This is a genomic window from Streptomyces sp. NPDC006140, assembly GCF_040628815.1.
Taxonomy (GTDB): Bacteria; Actinomycetota; Actinomycetes; order Streptomycetales; family Streptomycetaceae; genus Streptomyces.
Genome location: NZ_JBEXTS010000007.1, coordinates 48,158 through 68,565, shown reverse-complemented (window position 1 = coordinate 68,565; position 20,408 = coordinate 48,158). Strand labels below are relative to the sequence as shown.

Below are 20,408 nucleotides of genomic sequence, written 5' to 3'. Positions count from 1 at the left end.
CTCCGGGGAGTCCGCCCGATGAGCACCACTTCCGCCGTCCTGACCGGCACCGGCCTGTTCAAGTCCTACGGCATGGCCCGCGCCCTGGCCGGGGTCGACATCGACGTGCCGGCCGGCGAGTCGCTGACCGTCATGGGCCCGTCCGGCTCCGGCAAATCCACCCTGCTGCACTGCCTGGCCGGTATCGAACGGCCCGACTCCGGTGAGGTGCTCCTGGACGGCGAGCGGATCGACCAGCTCCGCGAACCGGCCCGCAGCGAGCTGCGCCGCACCGCGTTCGGCTTCGTCTTCCAGTCCGGTCAGCTGCTTCCGGAACTGCCCGCCGACGAGAACGTGGCCCTGCCGCTGATGCTCGGCGGCACGCCGCGCCGGGCGGCCGTCGAGCAGGCCCGGCAGTGGTTCGGTCCGCTGGGCCTGCAGGGCCTGGAGGACCGGCGTCCTGGGCAGTTGTCCGGAGGTCAGGCGCAACGGGTGGCCATCGCCCGGGCCCTGGTCGGCCATCCGAAAGTGATCTTCGCGGATGAGCCGACCGGAGCGCTGGACCAGGCGACCGGTATGGAGGTGATCCGGCTGTTGGTGGAGGTCAGCCACAGCCAGGGCGCCGCCCTGGTCGTCGTCACCCACGACGCGAACGTGGCCCGCTGGTGCGATCGCACGGTGGAGGTCCGAGACGGCCGCCTGGCCGGGAATCAGGCTGCGGCGCAGACCGGGACCGAGACCGACGCGAAGGCGGGGTACCGGCGATGAGGGCACTGGACCGCACCACCTGGACACTGACCTGGCGGCTCACCCGGGCCGGCGGCCGCACCGGACTGCTCGCGACAGGTCTCGCGGTCGCGGCGGCGGCCGTGTCCACCACACTGCTCCTGCTGTGCGTCGCGATGAACCTGGGCTTCCAGCACCGCGCGGACCGTACCGACTGGCGCAACCCGGTGGAGTCCTCCCACCCGGTGGCCGTCCAGGCGGTCGGGACCACGTTCACCCGGGGTGAGCCGGTCACCGTCGTGGACGTCGCGCGGCTGCCCGGGCGCACCGCTCCCGCCCCGCCCGGCCTCGACCGCTTCCCCGCGCCGGGCGAGCTGTGGGTCTCCCCCGCGCTCGGCGACCTGCTCGACCGGCTGCCCGCCGACCGCCACCCGGTCCCCGGCACGCCCACCGGAACGCTGGGTCGCGCGGCGCTGGATCACCCCGACGAACTCGTCGCGGTGATCGGACACCGCTCCACCGACCCGGCGGTCACCACCCCGCGCGAGCCCGACCCGCGCCGGGTCGGGGACATAGCCTCCCCCACCCGCGTCGCGTCCTTCACCGGTGGGCCGCTGGCGGAGGGCACGGGCCGCATGTACGAGTCCTTGGCCCGGCTCGCCACCATCCTCGTCGTCGTACCGCTGCTGGTGCTGGGAGCCTCCGCCGCGCGGCTGTCGGTGTCCCGCCGCGACCAGCGCCTCGCCGCGCTGCGCCTGATCGGCGCCACGCCGGGCCGCATCGCCGGCATGACGGCCGCCGAGGCGCTGCTCACCGGAACGGCCGGGGCGCTGCTCGGTGCCGTGGGCTACGCGGTGCTGCTGCCGGTGGCGGCGAGCCTGCCGCTCGCGGGCGGCGCCTGGTACACGGCGGACCTGTGGATCGGCGCGCCGCCACTGCTGGCGGTGATGGCCGGTGTGGTCGCGCTGGTCGTGGTCAGCGCGCTCGCCGGACTGCGCCAGGTGGTCGTCGGCCCGCTGGGCGTGGCGCGCCGCTCCCGCAGCCGGGGAGCGAGCGCCGTACGGGCGCTGGTCTTCGTGGCCGTCGTCGCCGTGTACGGCTGGACCACCAAGCAGTACGGCAGCGCCGACGTCGTGGCGCTGTCCGCGTTCGCCGCGGTCTTCCTCGCGCTGGCCGTGATCGGGCCCTGGGTGGTCCGGCTGCTCGGCAGGGTCGTCACCGCCCTGGCCAAGCGGCCGGCGACGCTGCTGGCCGGGCGCCGGCTCCTGGACGATCCGAAGGCCGCCTGGCGGATCGTCTCCGGGCTCACTCTGGCCGGTTTCGTCGCCGGGTTCTTCGCCCTGCTCACCATGGACAGCACTCTGCCGTTCGGACGGCCCGACCGGCTCGCCCTCGCCGTCCCGGAACACCAGGTGACGCAGGTGCGGACGCTGGCCGCACAGCGCCTGCACGCCGCCGGCGTGACCGCGGTGATCGGTGTGGACGACGACCCCGTGGCCCAGGGCCCCTCCGACAGCCGCCAGGTCACCGCCACCGTCTCCGGCGGCCCCGCCGAACTGGACCGCGCCCGCACCGCGCTGACCGGCCTGCTGCCCGACCAGTACCCCGTCACCAGCACCGACGTGAACTGGTCCGAGAACCGGTTCACCCGGGACTTCAACACCATCACCCGAGTGGTGCTCGTGGTGACGTTCACCGTGGCCATCACCTCTGCCGGGATCACCGCGGCCTCCTCCGTCCTGGACCGCCGCCGCACCTACGCCCTGCTGCACCTGGCCGGGACTCCCCTGCGTGTGCTGGACACCGCCCGCAACCGCGAGACGCTCATCCCGGTCACCGTGCTGGCGGGCGGGGCCGTCGCCGCGGGGCTGCTGTGCGGAGGATCGATGATGCTGGCCGGCGGCAGCTCGTCGTTCGACGCACACGGCCTGATCGTGCTCGCGGCGTGCTCCGCCGCCGGCGTCGGCGGGATCCTGGCGGCCGGCGGCCTGAGCCGCCCCCTGCTGCGGACGGTCACCCGACAGGCGGGGGCTCGCGGCGAGTGGGTCAGCTGAAGGTCGCGACAATGCGGATGGCCCGCAAAGTGCTCCAGCCGGTGTGGTGGTCGCCTCCTGGACGGGCGAGTTCGCAACGTCATCGATGACGTAGACAGGGCGCGGGCCCTCCTCAAGTGGTGGGCCCATCCCCCGCGGGGGCGCGGCCACTGGCGGCGGTACGAAGCCGAGGAAGGCGGTGGCAACCTGCTCCCGGCCCATGTCAAGGGAGGTGTCCGCAGCGGAGTCCTGCCATCCCGCGGAGAAGCCTCAGCCCCGAGGGACCGCGCCCAGGCACTGCCGGTCCGGCCGGCCCGAGGGCGACCGGATACAGTGCGCGAGACGGCAGCCTGGTCAGGGAGGGGAAGCGTGGCCGACACCAGCAACACCCGACCCGCCGACGGCGAGACGCAAGCTCCGCGGCAGAGCCGACTGCACCGCCTGATGCGCTACCTGCCCCTGATCGCCCCCGTCCTGCTGTGGGTCGTGCCCTGCTGGGTGCTCCTGCACACCGGCCAGCACTGGCCGCTGCCCGTCGTCCTGGTCGGCACCGCCCTGTTCGCCCTCGGCCTCGTCGGTATGCCGCTCGCGATGGGGCGCGGCCACGGCCGGCGCCAGCAGGACCGGGCGGCGATCGTCGGTGACACCCTGCTGGGCACCAGCTGGGTTCTGTTCACCTGGTCCGTTCTGCTCGGCGTCCTGCTGCGGCTCGCCCTGACCGTGGCCGGCGTCGGCGAGAGTCAGGACCGGGCCCGCATCGTCACGTGGGCCGTCCTCGGCACCACCGCCGTACTGCTCGCCTGGGGGTACGCCGAAGCCCGCCGCGTGCCGCGCGTGCGCCGACTCGACGTGCGACTCCCGCGGCTGGGCGCCGGGTTGGACGGCCTGCGTGTCGTCCTCATCACCGACACCCACTACGGCCCGCTCGATCGCACTCGCTGGTCGGCGCGGGTGTGCGAGACGGTGAACACTCTCGAAGCCGACCTGGTCTGCCACACCGGCGACATCGCGGACGGCACGGCCGAACGCCGCCGCGCCCAGGCCGTCCCCCTCGGTACCGTGCGGGCCACCCGGGCCCGGGTGTACGTCACCGGCAACCACGAGTACTACAGCGAGGCCCAGGGCTGGGTCGACCTGATGGGCGAGCTGGGCTGGGAGCCGCTGCGCAACCGCCATCTGCTGCTGGAACGCGGAGGCGACACCCTCGTGGTCGCCGGCGTCGACGACGTCACCGCCGAGTCCTCCGGCCTGGCAGGCCACCGCGCCCACCTCGCCGGAGCCCTGGACGGCGCCGACCCCGGCCTACCCGTCCTGCTCCTGGCCCACCAGCCCAAGTTCGTCGACCGGGCGGCAGCCGACGGCATCGACCTCCAGCTCTCCGGCCACACCCACGGCGGCCAGATCTGGCCCTTCCACCACCTGGTCCGCCTCGACCAGCCCGCCCTCGCCGGCCTCAGCCACCACGGCACCCGCACCCTCCTCTACACCAGCCGCGGCACCGGCTTCTGGGGCCCGCCGTTCCGCGTCTTCGCCCCCAGCGAGATCACCCTGCTCGTGCTCCGCAGCCCGCATCTGCCCACCTCGATGTAGCACTCGACGGGCCGACACTCCCACGGGCCGACGGCTGCGCCCTCGCAACTCGTCGACTCTCCACGAGACGATCGGCAGAGCAGCGCTTTCCCCCGACGACGCGTGGCGCAACTGACTGCGGGGTCGGCATCGGTCCGACCACAAGCGAGCCTGTGAACACGGCCGCGCACCACGGACCAGCGCAGGAGGCGGGGCCTGGCCGCCTCCCGCTCAGCAACCACCCGCATTCAGGCAGCATGTCCGCAGGTCAACGGACCCTTCCACGCGGTTTCAGCGGCACCGCCGGCAGCTCGGGGGCAGGCAGCGGATCGCCGTCGTATCCCTTCACGTGCCCGAACCGCGTCCCTTCCATCCAGTCCCGCCGCGCCTGCTCGATCTCCTCCTGCGAGCAGCATTTGAGCCCCGCAAAGTCAGCAAAAGTCAGCATCTGATCGCTCAGACGCAGGCGCGATCGCGAAAGCTTCGTACGTTACTCGGCTGCCGGGACTCACCATCCCGCCGCCGCCCTCAGTCGCTGAAGCGCTCCACGATCCATCCCCGCATCACATTCGCGCATCTCCCGCCGGCCGCGACCGTCTGCGGCCAGGCCCTTCGGCCCGGCCACGGGCCGAATCGTGCACCCCTCCTCGACGCCCCCCTCCATCGACGCGCACGTCCGCCTCGACACCCACCCCACCCATCCGGGATCCGTGCCATCCGGGGAAGGCGGTGAAAGGGCCGGGCGGCTGCGTCGGCGGCCCAAGAAAGTGTCCGTAGATGGGATTCAGTGACGGGTGACACTGCGTGTAGGTGCTGATCTGCAGTGGCGACGATGACTGCCTGGGTGGTTGGCGCCGAGCGTCAATGAAGGATGGCATCTACCGCCACCGCGATATGCCCTGCCAGATACACGCCCCGGCAGCCGCGGGCCCGCCGAGCCTTGCTCCGAGCCGACCTGGCGGCCACAAACGCCCGCATCGCCCACCTCTCCGCCCACGTGCGGCGCCTCGCAGCGCACCTCTGCGAGGGCGTCGACCGAGGCGCATTACCTCGAAACGTGGTGTTAGGTTGGTTGCGTTCGACATACCTCGCTTCGAGGCTTCTGGTCGGCGACAGCCAGGGCGCGGCAGAACCCCCCGAGTCTGTCGGCGGCGGAGCGTCGACCGGGGTCAGCACAACCGGGAGGTCATGGCATGGCGTACAGCAGAAGGCAGACGTTCAAACTGGCGGCGTCGGCCGCGGCGCTGGGTTCAGGGGTCGCCTGTACGAATCAGACCGGGGCCGAGCCGCAAGGTGATGTCATCGAGACCGAGATCGGTTCTCTGCGCTTCGATCTCGGAATGCCCACGCAGGACACGGTGCAGAGGCTCTACGACTCGATGGATTTCCAACGGGCGGTGCAGTGCTATCTGTGGGCCATCCCCATCGTCGGCATGGAAAGCGCGCGGCAGACACTCATCGACAACGCCGGCGCCCGCAGCGGCGACCTCGTGCTGGTCACCGGATACCGCGATGTCAGCGTGATGATGGGCTCGAACGTCACGACCCCTTATGTCTTCGCCCACTTCGACCTCACCGACCGGCCCCTTGTGTTCGAGTATCCGAAGGGCGCGACGGCCGGTTCGCTGATCGACTGGTGGGACCGTCCGCTCACCGATGTCGGGGCGCCCGCACCCGACAAGGGAGAGGGTGCCGTCTTCGTCCTCGTGGGGCCGGGGCAGAAGGTGCCGGACGATCTTCCCGCCGGCGCTCGGGTGCTGCGGTCCCGTACCCAGCGGGCACTGCTGTTCACCCGTGGCCTCGACCCCGACCCGGAGAAGGTCCGTGCGGTCTTCGAGACGGCGAAGATCTACCCCGTCGGCCAGACCCCGGACGGGGGGCGCACCCGCCTGCTCCGGTTCAAGGCCGAGGGCCGGCTCACCAGCATGGAGCATCCACACGGCTTCGCCTACTGGCAGCGGCTCGCGAGCGCGCTGGAGGGAGAGTCCGTCGAGGACCGGGACCGGTTCTTCGCGGCGATGCTGCAGCCGCTCGGCCTCGGGTTCGGAAAGTCCTTCGAACCTGACGCCCGGCAGCGGAAGATCCTGGAGAAGGCCGCCGTCGTCGGTGAGGCGACGGCGAAGGCCGGCGCGTTCCGCAAGCGCGTCCCGGACATGCGCTACCGCGACGACTCGCACTGGGAGTACCTCATCCCGCAGTCGTACTCGAACGAGCAGGACGTTCCCGGGGGCACGATGTTCGAGGAGCGGACGGCGTTCTTCTACGAGATCACGGGGACGTCGGCGGCCGTACTGAGCAAGGAGCCCGGCTCCGGGTCCGCCTATCTCGCCGCGTACTACGACAAGACGGGGGCAGCGTTCGACGGAGGGAAGACCTATCGCCTTCGGGTTCCGTCCGGCGTGCCGGCCAAGCTGTTCTGGTCGGTCACCCTGTACGAGACCGACACGCGCGGCCTGATCCAGAACGAGCAGCAGATCGTGGACCGGACGTCGCGTCAGGACCTGAAGAAGAACGCCGACGGCTCCATCGACATCGTGATGGGTCCGAAGGCTCCCGAGGGTCTGGAGCAGAACTGGATTCCGACCCGGCCCGGGAAGTCCTGGTTCACCTATTTCCGGCTCTTCGGCCCGCTGGAGCCGTACTTCGAGCGCTCCTGGTCCCTGCCCGACATCGAGCCGCAGAAGTCCTGATCCTCAAGGGCTCCGGTCGGCCGGGCGACCTGCTGCGGTCGCCCGGCCGACCGCCTCAGATCCGGCGTGCGATGTGTTCGGCCGCGGCGATGACCGTCAGGTTGGTGGCCACCGAGGGCACGTCCGGGAAGATCGACGCGTCCACGACACGGAGGGCTTCCACGCCGCGTACCGCGCCGAGGTGGTCGGTGACGGCGGTCGGGTCGTCGTCGGCGCCCATCGGAGCGGTCGAGGTGGGGTGGTGGTAGGTGTCCAGTGTGGCGAGCATCGTCCGCTCGATCGACTCGTCCGTGTCCGCCTCCGTGCCCGGGTTGAGCTCCTGGCCGATCAGGCCGGACAGCGGTGCGGTGGCGCCGATGCGGCGGGCGAGCCTGATCCCCTCCAGCATGCGTCGGCGGTCCTCGGGCTCGGCCAGGAAGTTGAGGTCGATGCGGGGCGCCGCCGCCGGGTCCCGGCTGACCAGGGTAAGGGTGCCCTGCGAGGCGGGGCGCACCAGGCCGACGGCGAGGACGAAGCCGACGCCGGTGGGGCTGGTGGAGTGGTCGAAGAGGTGGGTGGCGGTGACGTGGAGGTCGAGTTCCCCGGCGCCGGCCAGGGAGCTGGCGGTCCACACCTTGGCGCCGATGACCGGGAGGCCCTCGCCGATCCGCTCCGGGTCGGCCGCGTAGGCGTTGTAGTAGAAGGGATGGTCCTGCAGCCGCAGGCCCACAGGCAGGTCGGAGACGACCGGGATGCCGAGCGCGCCGAGGTCGTCGGCGGGACCGATGCCCGAGCGCAGCAGGATCGCCGCGCTGCCGTACGAGCCCGCCGAGAGGATGACCTCGCCCGCCCGCAGCTCGGTGCCGTCGGCCAGCACCACGCCCGCCGCCCGGGACCCGTCGAAGACCACGCGGTCGACCAGCGTCTCGGCGCGGATCTCCAGTTCGGCGCGGGCGCGGACGTCCTTGGTCAGGTAGGCCATGCCGGTGTTGATCCGCACGCCGCCGTTCACGTTCATCGGGTACATGCCCACGCCTTGAGGGCCGGGGCCGTTGAAGTCCTCGACGAACGGGATGCCGTGCGCGACGGCAGCGTCGACGAACGCGCGCTGCATGGCGCTGATGTCGTCGCGGCCGAGCTGCTTGATCGGCAGCGGGCCGGTGCGCCCGTGCAGGGCGTCGTCGCCCGCGTCCGTGCTCTCCACGGCCTTGTAGACGGGGAGCAGGTCCTCGTACGACCATCCCTTGAGGCCGTGTGCCGTCCAGCGGGCGAAGTCCGAGGGCAGGGCACGCAGCGTGCACGAGCCGTTGACGGCGGAGCTGCCGCCCAGCACCTTGCCCCGGTACGCGGCGACCGGGTGGCCGATGTAGCCGGGCTCGCTCTGATAGCCCCAGTCGTGCCCGGTGAAGGCGCCGAGCAGGCTCCGGTCCCGGACCGGAGCCGGGTATCCGTCGGGCTCGTACGACGGGCCGGCCTCCAGCAGCAGGACGCGCCGTGCGCCGTTCTCGCTGAGCCGGGCGGCCAGCACGGCGCCTGCCGAGCCTCCGCCGACGATGATGGTGTCGAAACCGCTGGTGGTGGACATGGGGGGTGCTCCTTAGTGATGTTGTGTCGTCCTCGCGGATCCCCCGTGGGAGCCGGGCCTGGGGCCGGTCCGCCGGCGAACGGCAGCGACGCCACGGGCGCGAGGCGTCGTCGGAATCGGTCGAGGTATCGGTCGCACGAGTCGGATCAGGCGCGCGGAGCCGGGTGGACGAAGTGCTTGGTCTCCTGGAACTCCTCCAGGCCCCGCAGGCCGTTCAGGCGGCCCAGGCCGGACTGCTTGAAGCCGCCCTCCTCGAACTGGTCGTGCACCACGGCCCAGGTGTTGGTCCACACCGTGCCGGCCTTGATCTCCCGGCCGACGCGCAGCGGGCGGTCCACATCGCGCGTCCAGACCGACGCGGCGAGGCCTGCTGCACGATCGGCGTGCTGAGGTCGGTGACCTCGACCAGGGAGGGTCGCAGGAAGGCCCTGTCACGCTCGCCCCGGACGACGATGTCGGCGTAGGCGGCGGCGTCCGCGACCATGCGCTCGACGCGCTCCGCGTTGCGTTCGTCGATCATCGCGCCCATATCGCTGGCCGGATCGTCGCCCGGGCCGACCTTGACCGCCTCCAGGGCCTGGGCGAGCCGTCGGCGGAGCTCGTCCGCGATGCCGCGCTGGGCCAGGACTCGGCTGCCCGTCATGCAGAACTGGCCGGCGAAGGTGGTGATCGCCTTGACGAGGACGGGCACCGTGGCGTCGAGGTCCGCGTCGTCGAAGACGAGCATCGGGCTCTTGCCGCCGAGTTCCAGGGAGAGCGGCTTGAGGGTGGCCGCGGCAGACTCCATGATCTTCCGGCCGACCACCGTGGAGCCCGTGTAACTGAGGACGTCGACATCGGGGGACGAGACCAGCAGCGGGGCGCCCTCGTTGCCGGACTCGGTGAAGACGTTGAGCACGCCGGCCGGAAGGCTGCCGGCCTGCTCGACGAGTTCACCGATCAGGCCGCCCACCAGACCGATCTGGCTCACCAGTTGCTGTGGCCCGTCTCGGACCGGATCGACACACTGCCTCCGCCCCAGGCCCGGGCTCTGGCGGTGCTCGCGTGGCGGGCGCCTTCCTCTCCTCCTGACGCTCCGGTTCATCGGAGGTTCGGGAGGACGACCTCGAACGCGCCGGTGAACGTGTCGAGCAGGCCGAGCAGGGTGTCGAGGTCCGTCCGGTCGCCGTCCACCCGTGCGGTGTCCTTCGCGAGCAACTCGTCGAGGGTGGCCGCGCCGTACGCCAGGTCGGCGAGCGCGGCGTGGCGGATACGCAGGCTGCCGGTCGGCGTCTCGGTGAACGGCGGCCGCGCGTACCGCAGGATGCCGTTCTCGACGATCAGCAGGTACCGGTCTTCGGCCTGGCCGGGCCGGTCGCCGCTGATCACGAGTTCGAGGCGGAGCCGGGCGGCCGCGGCGCGCGGGCCGTTGAGGCGGATGGCCAGGTAGTCGAGGAGCATCTCGGGAGTCATGCCGGCCACGAGGTCAGGGCTGGCGCCGCCGGCGGGCCGCCCGCTCGGGGTGCCGTGGCGCAGTTCCTGGGCGCCGACGAGGTAGAAGTTGCGCCAGGGCGCCGCCTCGGCCTGGTAGCCGAGCTGTTCGAAGACATCGGCCTGGAGGAGGCGTGCGGGTCGGTGGTCGGGGTCGGCGGCGAGGGCGTGCCCCAGCAGCTCGGCGGCCCACCGGTCCTCGCCCGTCTCGTGGGCGGTGCGCGCATGGTCGACGACGGTGTCGATGCCGCCCATCAGCTCGACGTAGCGGCGGCCGGCCTGGGCGGGCGGCAGCGGGTCCAGGTTGGCCGGGTTGCCGTCGAACCAGCCGAGGTAGTGCTGGTAGACGGCCTTGACGTTGTGGCTGGTGGCGCCGTAGGTGCCGCGATTGGCCCAATAGGCGTCCAGCGGTTCGGGCAGCTCGATCAGCTCGGCGATCTCGTTGGGCGTGTAGCCGTGATTGGCCAGGCGGAGCGTCTCGTCGTGGAGGTAGCGGTACAGGTCTCGGTGCATGCCCAGCAGCTCGGCGATCTGCTGCTGCCCCCAGACCGGCCAGCCGTGGCCGATGAACATGACGTCCGAGGCATCCCCATACAGGCGCAGCGCCTCGTCGATCGCGGCGCTCCACGCGACGGCGTTCCGCACCGGGGCGCCGCGCAGGGTGTACAGGTTGTGCATGTGGTGGTTGATCAGCTCGGCCATGCACAGCGCCCGGCGCTCGGGCAGGTGGAAGTTCATCTCGGCGGGCGCCTCGGTGTCGGGCACGTACTGGAAGACGAACCGCACGCCGTCGAGTACCAGCTCCTCACCGGTACGGGTCACCTCGTGCGTGGGCCGGATCAGCGACTTCCGGCCGGTCGCCACGGCGGCGCAGCTGCCGTTCATGACATGCCCGCGGGCGCCCTTCGGCAGCGCACCACCGAACATGAAGCCGGAGCGGCGGCCCATCGCGACACCGGCGGAGACGTTCTCGCTGACGGCGTGCTCGTAGAAGCCGACGGGAGCCACCACCGGAACACGCCCGGCCCGGACGTCCGCCTCGTCGACGACTCCCTTGACGCCGCCGAAGTGGTCGATGTGACAGTGCGTGTGTACGACGGCGGTGACCGGGCGGTCGCCGAGGTGGCGGCGGACCAGGTCCAGGGCGGCCGCGGAGCTCTCGACACAGGTGAGCGGGTCGATGACCACATACCCCCGCTCGCCGGCCACCACGGTCATGTTCGCGGCGTCGTAGCCGCGGACCTGGTAGACGCCCTCGGTGACCTCGAAGAGGCCGTGGTTGCGGTGCAGCTGAGCGATGCGCCACAGGCTGGGATGCACCGTTGCCGGCGCCTGGCCGTCGACGAAGTCGTACGTCGTCAGGTCGAAGACCACCCTGCCCGTGGAGTCCCTGACGACCGGGGGCTCGATGGAGGCGATCCGGCCACGCCGCACATCCTCGAACGCCCGCCGGTCCTCCCACGGCAGTCCGGCTACCGCGGCAGCGTGCCGTCCGGTCGTGGTCGAGCCGGCCCCACGTGCCGCACTGTCGGCGATCGGGTCGGGCAACTGCGCCATCGTTCTCTCTCTTCTGTTTCACCAGGCAACTGGATACCTCGAAACAAGGTATCTGGGATGATGTGACCGTAGCACCTCGATACGTGGTAGCTCGACGCACCATGCGACGATGGTGGCGTGTTGGAGCTATTGATCCTGGGACACCTCGCTCAGGGGCCGTTGCACGGCTATGAGCTGCGCCGACGGGTCGAACAACTGTCTGGTCACACTCGGCCGGTCAGTGACGGCAGCCTCTACCCGGCGATCAACCGCATGGTGAAACGCGGCCTGCTGACCCGGCACATCGAGCCGGGCGCGGTAGCCGCCCAGAGGTACGTGCTGACCCTGACCGACGCGGGCCGCGACGAGCTGCTGCGGCGCCTGCGCGACCCCGCCCAGCACGAGATCACCGACCACGCCCGCTTCTTCACGATCCTGGCGTTCTTGTCCCTGCTGCCCGATGTGGAAGAGCAGCACGCGGTGCTGCACCGACGCCTGGAGTTCCTCGAGACGCCCGCGAGCTTCTTCTACGACGGCGACCGTCCGCTGCGCGCGGAGGAGGTCGCCGACCCGTACCGCCGCGGCATGCTGCTCACCGCCCGCGCCATGAGCCGCGCCGAACGCGCCTGGCTCCACGAGATCCTGGACGGCGAGCAGGGCATCGCGGCGCCCGCGCAGGCGGTGAGCAAACGGTGATCGGGCTCTCATTCGATACCCGGATAGCCTGACGAGCAGGTCGGTCGAGCTGGGCGAAGATGCCGTCGGACTGCCACTTGGCGACGTAGCCGTGGACCGTGTTCGGGAAAGCTCGGGGAACCGTGCGTCAGGTACCGTCAGGCCGGCACCCGACGGTCGCCCGCGACGGCCTCCGGCCGCAGCAGCCCGGCGAGGGTCTCGGCGGGCAACAGACCCTTCTCCAGGACGAGTTCCGCCACCCCCCGGCCGCTGGCGAGCGCCTCCTTGGCGATGTCGGTCGCCGCCGTGTATCCGATGTGCGGGTTCAGAGCGGTGACCAGACCGATGGAGTTCTCCACCGTCCGGCGCAGCGATTCGGTGTTGGCGGTGATGCCGGACACACACCGCTCGGCCAGCGTCACGCACGCGTTCCTCAGGTGCATGATGCTCTCCGACAGCGAGTGCAGGATGACCGGCTCGAAGGCGTTGAGCTGGAGTTGCCCGGCCTCCGCGGCCATGGTGATGGCGACGTCGTTGCCGATCACCTCGAAGGCCACCTGGTTGACGACCTCCGGGATCACCGGATTGACCTTGCCCGGCATGATCGACGAACCTGCCTGCACCGGCGGCAGGTTGATCTCGCCGAGCCCCGCGCGCGGGCCGGAGGACAGCAGGCGCAGGTCGTTGCAGGTCTTGGAGAGCTTGACGGCGATGCGTTTGAGGACGCCGGACATCTGGACGAACGCCCCGCAGTCCTGAGTTGCCTCGACCAGGTTGGCTGCTGTCACCAGCGGCAGGCCGGTGATCTCGGCGAGGTGACGGCGGGCCGACTCGGCGTACCCGACTGGGGCGTTCAGCCCTGTCCCGATCGCGGTGGCGCCGAGATTGATCTCGTGAATGAGCTCTACTGCCTCGGCGAGGCGGCTGCGGTCCTCCTCCAGCATCACCGCGTATGCCGAGAACTCCTGTCCCAGCGTCATCGGCACCGCGTCCTGCAACTGTGTACGGCCCATCTTCAGTACATCGCGGAACTCGACCGCCTTGGCCGCGAACCTGTCCTGGAGGACGGACATCGCCTTGAGCAGGCCGCACACCGCGAACACGGTCGCGACCTTGACGGCTGTCGGATAGACGTCGTTCGTGGACTGTCCGAGGTTCACGTCCTCATTGGGGTGCACGTACCGGTACTGCCCCTTCTCATGACCGAGCAGCTCCAGCGCACGGTTGGCGATCACCTCGTTGGCGTTCATGTTGGTGGAGGTGCCGGCCCCGCCCTGGATGACGTCGACCACGAACTGGTCGTGCAGCTTGCCCTCGCGGATCTCCCGGCAGGCGGCGACGATGGCTGCGGCCTTCTCCGGGTCCAGCAGGCCCAGTTCCTCGTTCGCGAGGGCGGCGGCCTCCTTCACGGCGGCCAGGGCGTCGACCAGGTGCGGGTAGGCGGAGATCGGCGTGCCGGTGATGGGGAAGTTCTCCGTGGCGCGCAGCGTGTGGACGCCCCAGTACGCCTCGGCAGGCACCTTACGGTCGCCGAGCAGGTCGTGCTCACTGCGGTGAGCTGCGGCGATCATGACGTGCTGACCTTCTCTCCGGACGGGTTCGGTCGCGGAGACTCGGAGATGACGGGGAATCTCTCGCTCGAACGCGGGTTGATCGGCTCGACTCACCGGGAACCCCGGCAGGTCAGACGACACGTTCGCCGGGGGTGACGATCGCGTCGAGTGCGGCCAGGTCGGACGGGTCGGGTGTCCAGTCGGCCGCCGCCGCGTTGGCGGTCACCTGGGCGGGGGTCATGGCGCCGCAGATCACGGATCCGACGGCGGGGAGCGCGGCCAGTGCGCCGACGGCGACCTGGAGGAGGGTGAGTCCGCGCTCGGCGCCGTACGCGGTGAGCGCCTCGACGCGGTCCAGGGCCGCGTCGGTGAGCCAGCCCTGCCGCCAGGACAGCCGGCTGCCGGGCGGGGGTTCCTCGCCCCGCCGGTACTTGCCGCTGAGCAGGCCGTTGGCCAGCGGGTAGTACGGCAGGAGGCCCAGGCCGTGACTCAGGCAGGCCGGGATCAGATCGGCTTCCGCGCCACGGTCGAGCAGGTGGTAGCGGGCCTGCGTGGACACGAAGGCGTCGGTGAGCTGCTCGGCCGGGAGGTTGGAGCAGCCGATGTACCGGATCTTGCCCTCGGCCACGAGTTCCTGGAGCGCGGCGATCGTCTCCTCCAGGGGGGTGACGCCGTCCGGCTCGTGGTACTGGTACAGGTCGATCCGGTCGGTGCCGAGCCGGCGCAGGGAGGCCTCGACGGCGTACCGGATGTAGGGGCGGGCGCCACGCGGGCCGTGGAGGTCGGCCTCGGGGCCCATCTCCATGCCGAACTTGGTGGCGAGGACGACGTCGTCGCGGCGGCCCTTGAGGGCGGCACCGAGGAGGCGTTCACCGTCGCCGCGCGACCCGCCCCGCTCACCGAACCCGCCGTACATGTCGGCCGTGTCGAACAGGGTGATCCCGGCGTCGAGGGCGGCGTGGACGACGGCCTTGGTGCCCTCCTCGTCCAGGCGGGAGCCGAAGTTGTTGCCGCCGACGCCGACGACGGAGACGGTCGGGCCTCGTTCGCCCAGGGTGCGATACCTCATGACCGGCTCCCGAATCCGATGCAGACGTTCTTGATCTGCGTGTAGCTGTCCAGGGCTTCGAGGCCCTTCTCGCGTCCCCAGCCACTGTGCTTGTAGCCGCCGAAGGGCAGCTCGACACCGGTGCCGACGCCGGTGGCGTTGACGTAGACCTGTCCGGCCCGGACGCCCGCGGCCAGGCGCATCGCCTTGTCGATGTCGCGGGTCCAGACGTAGGAGGCCAGGCCGTACGGGCTGTCGTTGGCGATCTCCAGCGCCTCGTCCGCGTCGTCGAAGTCGATGACGGTGACGACGGGGCCGAAGATCTCCTCGCGGGCGCAACGGGCCTGGTTGGTCAGGCCGGTGAGGACGGTCGGCTCGATGTAGTAGCCGTCGGCCAGTTCGGGCGCGGACGGGGCGCCTCCGCCGACCCGGGCCACGGCGCCTTCCCGCCGGGCCAGTTCGAGGTAGCCGAGGACGCGGTCGCGCTGCCGGGCGGCGACCAGCGGTCCGATGTCCGGGTCCGTGAGACCCGGCCCGACCCGCAGACCGGCGATCCTGTCCACCAGCCGGTCGAGGAACTCCTCGGCTCCGCGCTGGAGCAGCAGCCGTGTCCCGGCCGAGCACATCTGGCCGGCGTTGCTGAACGACGCGCCCAGGACGGCCTTCAGCGCCAGGTCGAAGTCGGCGTCCGCGAAGACCACGAAGGGGGACTTGCCGCCCAACTCCGTGACCGAGGGCACGACGTTGGCGGCGGCGGCCTGGGCGACCTTGATGCCGGTCGGCACCGAGCCGGTGAAGGTGACCTGGTCGATGCCGGGGTGCCCGGCGAGGGCCGCGCCGGTCTCGCCGTCACCCGGGACCACGTTCAGCACGCCCGGCGGGAGGCCGCACTCCAGGGCGATCCTGCCGATCTCCAGCGGGGTCAGCGGCGCCTCGGGCGACGGCTTGAGCACCACTGTGCAGCCCGCCGCCAAGGCCGGGGCGGAACCCCGCGCGGTGTTCTGCAGCGGGTAGTTGAACGGGATGATCTGGCCCGAGACGCCGATCGGCTCACGCACGGTGTAGTCGACCAGGCCGGGGCCGAGGGGGATCGTGGTGCCGCCGAGCTTGTCCGCGGCGCCCGCGTAGAACTCGAAGTAGCGGGCCGCGGCCTCGACATCGGCCTTGGCCTGGCTCAGCGGCTTGCCGACGTCCTGGCTCTCCAGACGGGCCAGCCCCTCGCCTTGGTGGCGGATGGCCTCGGCGATCCGGTTCAGCACGCGCCCCCGGTCGGCGGCGCGCATCCGGGCCCACTCGGGCGCCGTGAACGCCGCCCTGGCCGCGGCCACCGCCTGATCCACGTCCGCCGGTCCGGCCAGCGCCACCTGGGTGATGGCCGTGCCGTCGGACGGGTCCAGGACGGTGAAGGTACGGCCGTCGGCGGCCGGGACCTGCTTGCCGTCGACGAGAAGCAACTGGGTGTCAATGCTCATGGCTGGATCTCTCCCTGCACCTCGCCGAAGATGACGACTTCGTCACCGGGCCGTACCGTGCGGATCCGGCGCACCCAGAGCACGATGCCGTCCTGCGGGGCGCGGACCTCCTCCAGCGTGTTGCCGTAGTGGTCGGTGATGTGGGCGATCAGGTCGCCTTCCTTGCAGGTCTCGCCGGGCTCGGCGTGGCCGAGGAAGAACCCGCCCGCTGCGGACCGGGCGAAGGTGCCGGAGACGGTCGTGTAGCTGTCGCGCAGCTCCGCCTCGCCGTCGATCATCCCCAACTGCCGCATGATGTTGCGGATGGAGTGGACGTGCAGGGCGACGTTCTGCTCGCGGTAGGTGCCGCCGCCCGCCTCGATGGTGATGGCGGGTTTGCCGGCCGCGAGGGTGGGGTGGCGGACCGTGCCGCCCCACTTGCCGCCCTTCCAGACCAGCTCGTGCCCGGCCGCGAGGGCGAGGTCGGTCGCCAGGTCCTCGTAGCCGCCCTGGAGGATGACGAGCGGGGCGATCTCGCCGAAGGTGCCGCCCGTGTGCAGGTCGACCAGGGCGTCGACGGCGGGCACGACCTGCTCGACGAAGGTGGCGGCCAGGCGCAGCGAGTACGAGCCGTCCGCGTCACCCGGGAAGATCCGGTTGAGGTTCAGGTGGTCCAGGCCGCTGGTGCGGGCCGCCGCCTCGAAGGCGGGGGTGTTCATGCAGGGGATGCCGACGAGGGTGCCGCGCAGGCCGGCCGGGTCGATCGCGGCGAGGACACGGCGGATGGCCTCCTGGCCGTCGTACTCGTCGCCGTGCACACCGGCGTCCACGCACAGGACCGGGCCGTCCTCGGTGCCGTTGACGACGATCAGCGGGATGCCGAGCTCCACACCGTAGGTGCTGGTGCCGACGGGGATGAGGCCCTGGGCGCGCTCGCCGGGGGCGACGGCCAGGGGGCCGATGGAGTACATGTCGTTCCTTTCAGTACGCGAATGCGTGGATCACAGGCGGGCGGAGGCCTCGTCGAGGGTGTCCGCGATGATGTCGGCGATACGGTCCAGCAGCGCGCGGTCGCTGATCAGCGGGGGCGCGATCTGGACCAGCGGGGCGGCGCGGTTGTAGACGCGGGCGAGCAGCCCGGCCTCGCGCAGCCGGCGCGGGATCAGGTCGGCGACGAGCGCGGCGCGGGCGGTGTCGCTGAAGCCGCCGCCGTCGAGGTCGCCGACAAGCTCGACGGCGTAGAAGTAGCCCGCACCGCGGACGTCGCCCACGATCGGCAGTTCCCCGAGGGAGCACATGCGCTGGGCCAGGTGGTCCTGGTGGCGGCGGACGTTCTCCAGGATCCGGTCCCGCTGCATGATGTCCAGGCTGCGCAGGGCGATGGCCGCGCTCAGCGGGTGGCCGCTGAAGGTGTAGCCGTGGTTGAGGACCTCGCCGGGCCGGTTGATCACCTCGGCGACGCGGTCGGAGACCAGGGTCGCGCCCATCGGGGCGTAGCCGGCGGTGATGCCCTTGGCGACGGTGACGATGTCCGGGCGGGCGCCGTAGCACTCGCCGCCGAACCACTCGCCGATCCGTCCGAAGGCGGTGATGACCTCGTCGGCGACGAGCAGGAAGCCGTACTGGTCGGCCAGTCGGCGCAGCCCCTGCCAGTAGCCCTCGGGCGGGGTGATGCAGCCGCCCCGGTTCTGCACCGGTTCCACTATGAGCATCGCGATGCTCTCCGGTCCCGCGGCGAGGACCGTGGCCTCCACGTCGGCGAGCAGGTACTCGGTGAAGGTCGCCTCGTCGAGGGGCTGTTGCAGGGCGGTCCGGTTGGTGTTGGCGATGAAGTGGGTCTCCACGGCGGGCGGCCCGTACGGCTCGGTGAGGCCCGGGTCGTCGGTGAAGGACAGCGCGCCGAGGGTGAGGCCGTGGTAGGCGCCGCGCCGGGCGATGGCCTTGGTCCGGCCCGCCTCGCCGCGCAGGGTGTGGTACCTGCGGGCGATCTTCCAGGCGGTCTCCACCGCCTCGGCGCCGCCGCCGCTGAAGAAGACGTGCTCGATGCCGTCGGGGGCCAGGGCGGCGAGGCGCTCGGCGAGGGCCAGGCCGGTGGGGTGCGCGGACTCCGACCACAGGGGGCTGTAGCAGAGTTCGCGGAGTTGCTTCTGGGCCGCTTCGGCGATCTCGTCGGCGTAGGAGTAGCCGATCTGGCAGCAGTACAGCCCGGACAGGCCGTCGATGTAGCGGTTGCCGGCCGCGTCGTCGACGTAGGGGCCCTCGCCGTGGCGCACGACGAAGAGGTCCTTGCCGGGCTTGGCGAGCGATCCGTTGGCGGTCATGTTCAGCAGCAGGTGCCGCTGAGCGGTGGTGGTCATACGGCCTCGTCTCCAGGGGCGGCGATCCCTGCCGTGTTCTCGACGGAGAGCAGGGACTCCTGCCGTCCGGAGCCGAGCCAGCGCACCAGGGCCACGAGGGCGAGGGCGATGATCGCGAAGGCGATGAGGATCGCGCTGACCGCGGTCACGCTGGGGTCGATGTCGAAGGTCAGGGAGTTGTAGATCTGCACCGGCAGGGTGACGGTGTCGACCGAGGACAGGAACTGGGAGATGTAGAACTCGTCGAAGCTGGTGATGAAGGAGAAGATCGCTGCCGCGATCATGCCGGGGGCGGCGAGGGGGAAGGTGATCCGCCGGGCGATGGTCAGCCGGTCCGCGCCCATGCTGGCCGCGGCGTCCTCCAGCCGTTCGTCGATCCCTCGCAGCGTGGCCACCAGGATCAACACCGCGATCGGCGATGCCAGGACGGTGTGCCCGAGGGCGATGGCGATCGGGCTGCCCAGCATCGAGGCGGGCTCGAACAGCAGGAACAGGCCGAGGGCGGTGACGATGTTCGGGATGAGCAGCGGTCCGAGGACCAGGGCGTAGACCGCGGAGCGCAGCGGCAGTTCGCTGCGGGTCAGCGCGGTCGCCGCGGTCACCCCGATGATCAGCGAGAAGACGGTGCTGAGGCAGGCGACGAGTGCGCTCAGGGACAGCGCGGCCGGCCACTTGCTGCCGTCGGCGAACAGCGCCTGGTACCAGTGCAGCGTCCACGCGTCGGGCGGGAACGCGGCGAAGGCGTTGTCGCTGAAGGAGGTGACGACGATGACGACGATCGGCAGGGCCAGGAACAGCAGGATCACGGTGGCCGCGGCGGTCAGGGCGATCCGCCCGGCGAGGGTGCTGCGCAACTGCATCATGGCGCGCTCCTCTTCTTCCGGCTGGCGCCGAGGGAGCTGACGATCTTGACCAGCAGCAGTCCGGCGAAGGTGAGCAACAGCAGGATGACGCCTTCAGCGGCCGCCCCGTTCCACTGGTTCTCCTTTGTCACCTGCTGGTTGATCAGGGAGGCGATCATCGTCTGGTCGGGGCCGCCCATCAGGGCCGGGGTGATGTAGTAGCCCAGCGACAGGATGAAGCTGAGCAGTCCGGCACTGGCCAGTCCGGGGGCGACCAGCGGCAGGTAGACCCGGCGGAAGATGGTCACGCGTCCCGCGCCCATGCTGGCCGCCGCGGCGAGCAGCCGCCGGTCCACACCGCGCATCACGCCGTACAGCAGCAGCACGGTGTACGGCAGCATCACAGAGGTGGTGCCGATGACCACGCCGATCTCGTTGTAGAGCAGCTGGTACGGCGCCCCGGGGACCCACAGGTGGGCCATGGCCTCGTTCACCAGGCCCTTGTCGCCGAGCATGATGATCCAGCCGTAGGTGCGCACCAGGGCGCTGATGAAGTGCGGGACGACGACGATCAGCATGGCCAGGCCGGCCCACAGGGGCTTCAGCCGGGAGATCGCGTTGGCCAGGACGAACCCGAAGACGAGGGCGAACAGCGCCGTCTCCGCGGAGATCCGCAGGGTGGTGAGCAGCACGGACAGGTTGACGCCCGTGAGCGCGTCGGCGTACCAGTGCAGCGTCAGTGATCCGTCGGGATTCTTCAGGCTGAGGAAGAGCGTGCTGAGGATCGGGTAGACGAACAGCACCAGCAAGTAGACGACGACCGGCAGCGCGTAGAGGATGCCGACTCGGGTCCTGCGGGAGGCCAGCAGCTTGCGCGGCCGTGCGGGGGCCTTCACGGTCAGGGTGGCGGCCATG

General features: G+C 71.0%; 14 protein-coding genes and 2 pseudogenes. 5 read left to right on the top strand and 11 right to left on the bottom strand.

Annotated features, from left to right (window positions below):
• The first annotated feature begins 18 nt into the window (after positions 1–18).
• From ABZ386_RS19665 to ABZ386_RS19655, 3 genes are all read left to right on the top strand, one after another.
• The gene (locus ABZ386_RS19665; RefSeq protein ID WP_358965350.1) at positions 19–747 is read left to right on the top strand and encodes an ABC transporter ATP-binding protein; all 729 of its coding nucleotides are present in this window, start codon (positions 19–21) and stop codon (positions 745–747) included.
• A complete protein-coding gene (locus tag ABZ386_RS19660; protein ID WP_358965348.1) occupies positions 744–2,759 on the top strand; it encodes an FtsX-like permease family protein in 2,016 nt (671 codons plus the stop codon). Before ABZ386_RS19665 ends, ABZ386_RS19660 begins: the two co-directional genes overlap by 4 nt.
• 348 nt (positions 2,760–3,107) lie before the next feature.
• A complete protein-coding gene (locus ABZ386_RS19655) occupies positions 3,108–4,328 on the top strand; it encodes a metallophosphoesterase (RefSeq protein ID WP_351336085.1) in 1,221 nt (406 codons plus the stop codon).
• Positions 4,329–4,575: 247 nt separating this feature from the next.
• On the opposite strand, the pseudogene ABZ386_RS19650 reads toward ABZ386_RS19655, so the two are convergent.
• Positions 4,576–4,761: pseudogene (locus ABZ386_RS19650) on the bottom strand (pirin family protein); the annotation flags it as partial.
• 886 nt (positions 4,762–5,647) lie between these two features.
• On the opposite strand from ABZ386_RS19650, the gene ABZ386_RS19645 reads away from it, so the two are divergent.
• The gene (locus tag ABZ386_RS19645) at positions 5,648–6,997 is read left to right on the top strand and encodes a DUF1254 domain-containing protein (protein WP_358965347.1); all 1,350 of its coding nucleotides are present in this window, start codon (positions 5,648–5,650) and stop codon (positions 6,995–6,997) included.
• A gap of 55 nt (positions 6,998–7,052) precedes the next feature.
• Here ABZ386_RS19645 and ABZ386_RS19640 read toward each other — a convergent pair whose 3' ends face one another.
• From ABZ386_RS19640 to ABZ386_RS19630, 3 genes and pseudogenes are all read right to left on the bottom strand, one after another.
• Positions 7,053–8,561 (bottom strand): GMC oxidoreductase, encoded by a 1,509-nt coding sequence (locus ABZ386_RS19640; protein WP_358965345.1) that lies wholly within the window; start codon positions 8,559–8,561, stop codon positions 7,053–7,055.
• 146 nt (positions 8,562–8,707) lie between these two features.
• A pseudogene (locus ABZ386_RS19635) lies at positions 8,708–9,645 on the bottom strand (aldehyde dehydrogenase family protein).
• A complete protein-coding gene (locus tag ABZ386_RS19630) occupies positions 9,642–11,588 on the bottom strand; it encodes an alkyl sulfatase dimerization domain-containing protein (RefSeq protein ID WP_351336094.1) in 1,947 nt (648 codons plus the stop codon). Before ABZ386_RS19630 ends, ABZ386_RS19635 begins: the two are co-directional and overlap by 4 nt.
• Positions 11,589–11,705: 117 nt before the next feature.
• Here ABZ386_RS19630 and ABZ386_RS19625 point away from each other — a divergent pair, with 117 nt between their 5' ends.
• Positions 11,706–12,263: a PadR family transcriptional regulator gene (locus ABZ386_RS19625; protein ID WP_358965343.1), complete on the top strand. Its 558-nt coding sequence runs from the start codon at positions 11,706–11,708 to the stop codon at positions 12,261–12,263.
• A 137-nt stretch (positions 12,264–12,400) separates the two neighbouring features.
• On the opposite strand, the gene aspA is transcribed toward ABZ386_RS19625, so the two are convergent.
• From aspA to ABZ386_RS19590, 7 genes are all read right to left on the bottom strand, one after another.
• Positions 12,401–13,813, bottom strand: coding sequence for an aspartate ammonia-lyase (gene aspA / locus ABZ386_RS19620; RefSeq protein ID WP_356617548.1), 1,413 nt, complete (start codon positions 13,811–13,813; stop codon positions 12,401–12,403).
• Positions 13,814–13,925: 112 nt separating this feature from the next.
• Positions 13,926–14,864, bottom strand: coding sequence for an aldo/keto reductase (locus tag ABZ386_RS19615; RefSeq protein WP_358965341.1), 939 nt, complete (start codon positions 14,862–14,864; stop codon positions 13,926–13,928).
• On the bottom strand, positions 14,861–16,315 hold the full coding sequence (locus ABZ386_RS19610; protein ID WP_358965339.1) for an aldehyde dehydrogenase family protein: 1,455 nt from the start codon (positions 16,313–16,315) through the stop codon (positions 14,861–14,863). Before ABZ386_RS19610 ends, ABZ386_RS19615 begins: the two co-directional genes overlap by 4 nt.
• Positions 16,312–17,265 (bottom strand): M14 family metallopeptidase, encoded by a 954-nt coding sequence (locus tag ABZ386_RS19605; protein ID WP_351336107.1) that lies wholly within the window; start codon positions 17,263–17,265, stop codon positions 16,312–16,314. The genes ABZ386_RS19610 and ABZ386_RS19605 overlap by 4 nt, the downstream gene beginning before the upstream one ends.
• Positions 17,266–17,295: 30 nt before the next feature.
• The gene (locus ABZ386_RS19600) at positions 17,296–18,651 is read right to left on the bottom strand and encodes an aminotransferase class III-fold pyridoxal phosphate-dependent enzyme (protein ID WP_358965338.1); all 1,356 of its coding nucleotides are present in this window, start codon (positions 18,649–18,651) and stop codon (positions 17,296–17,298) included.
• Positions 18,648–19,514: an ABC transporter permease gene (locus ABZ386_RS19595; protein WP_358965336.1), complete on the bottom strand. Its 867-nt coding sequence runs from the start codon at positions 19,512–19,514 to the stop codon at positions 18,648–18,650. The genes ABZ386_RS19600 and ABZ386_RS19595 overlap by 4 nt, the downstream gene beginning before the upstream one ends.
• Positions 19,511–20,407 (bottom strand): ABC transporter permease, encoded by an 897-nt coding sequence (locus tag ABZ386_RS19590; RefSeq protein WP_356524376.1) that lies wholly within the window; start codon positions 20,405–20,407, stop codon positions 19,511–19,513. The genes ABZ386_RS19595 and ABZ386_RS19590 overlap by 4 nt, the downstream gene beginning before the upstream one ends.
• Position 20,408: the final 1 nt, after the last annotated feature.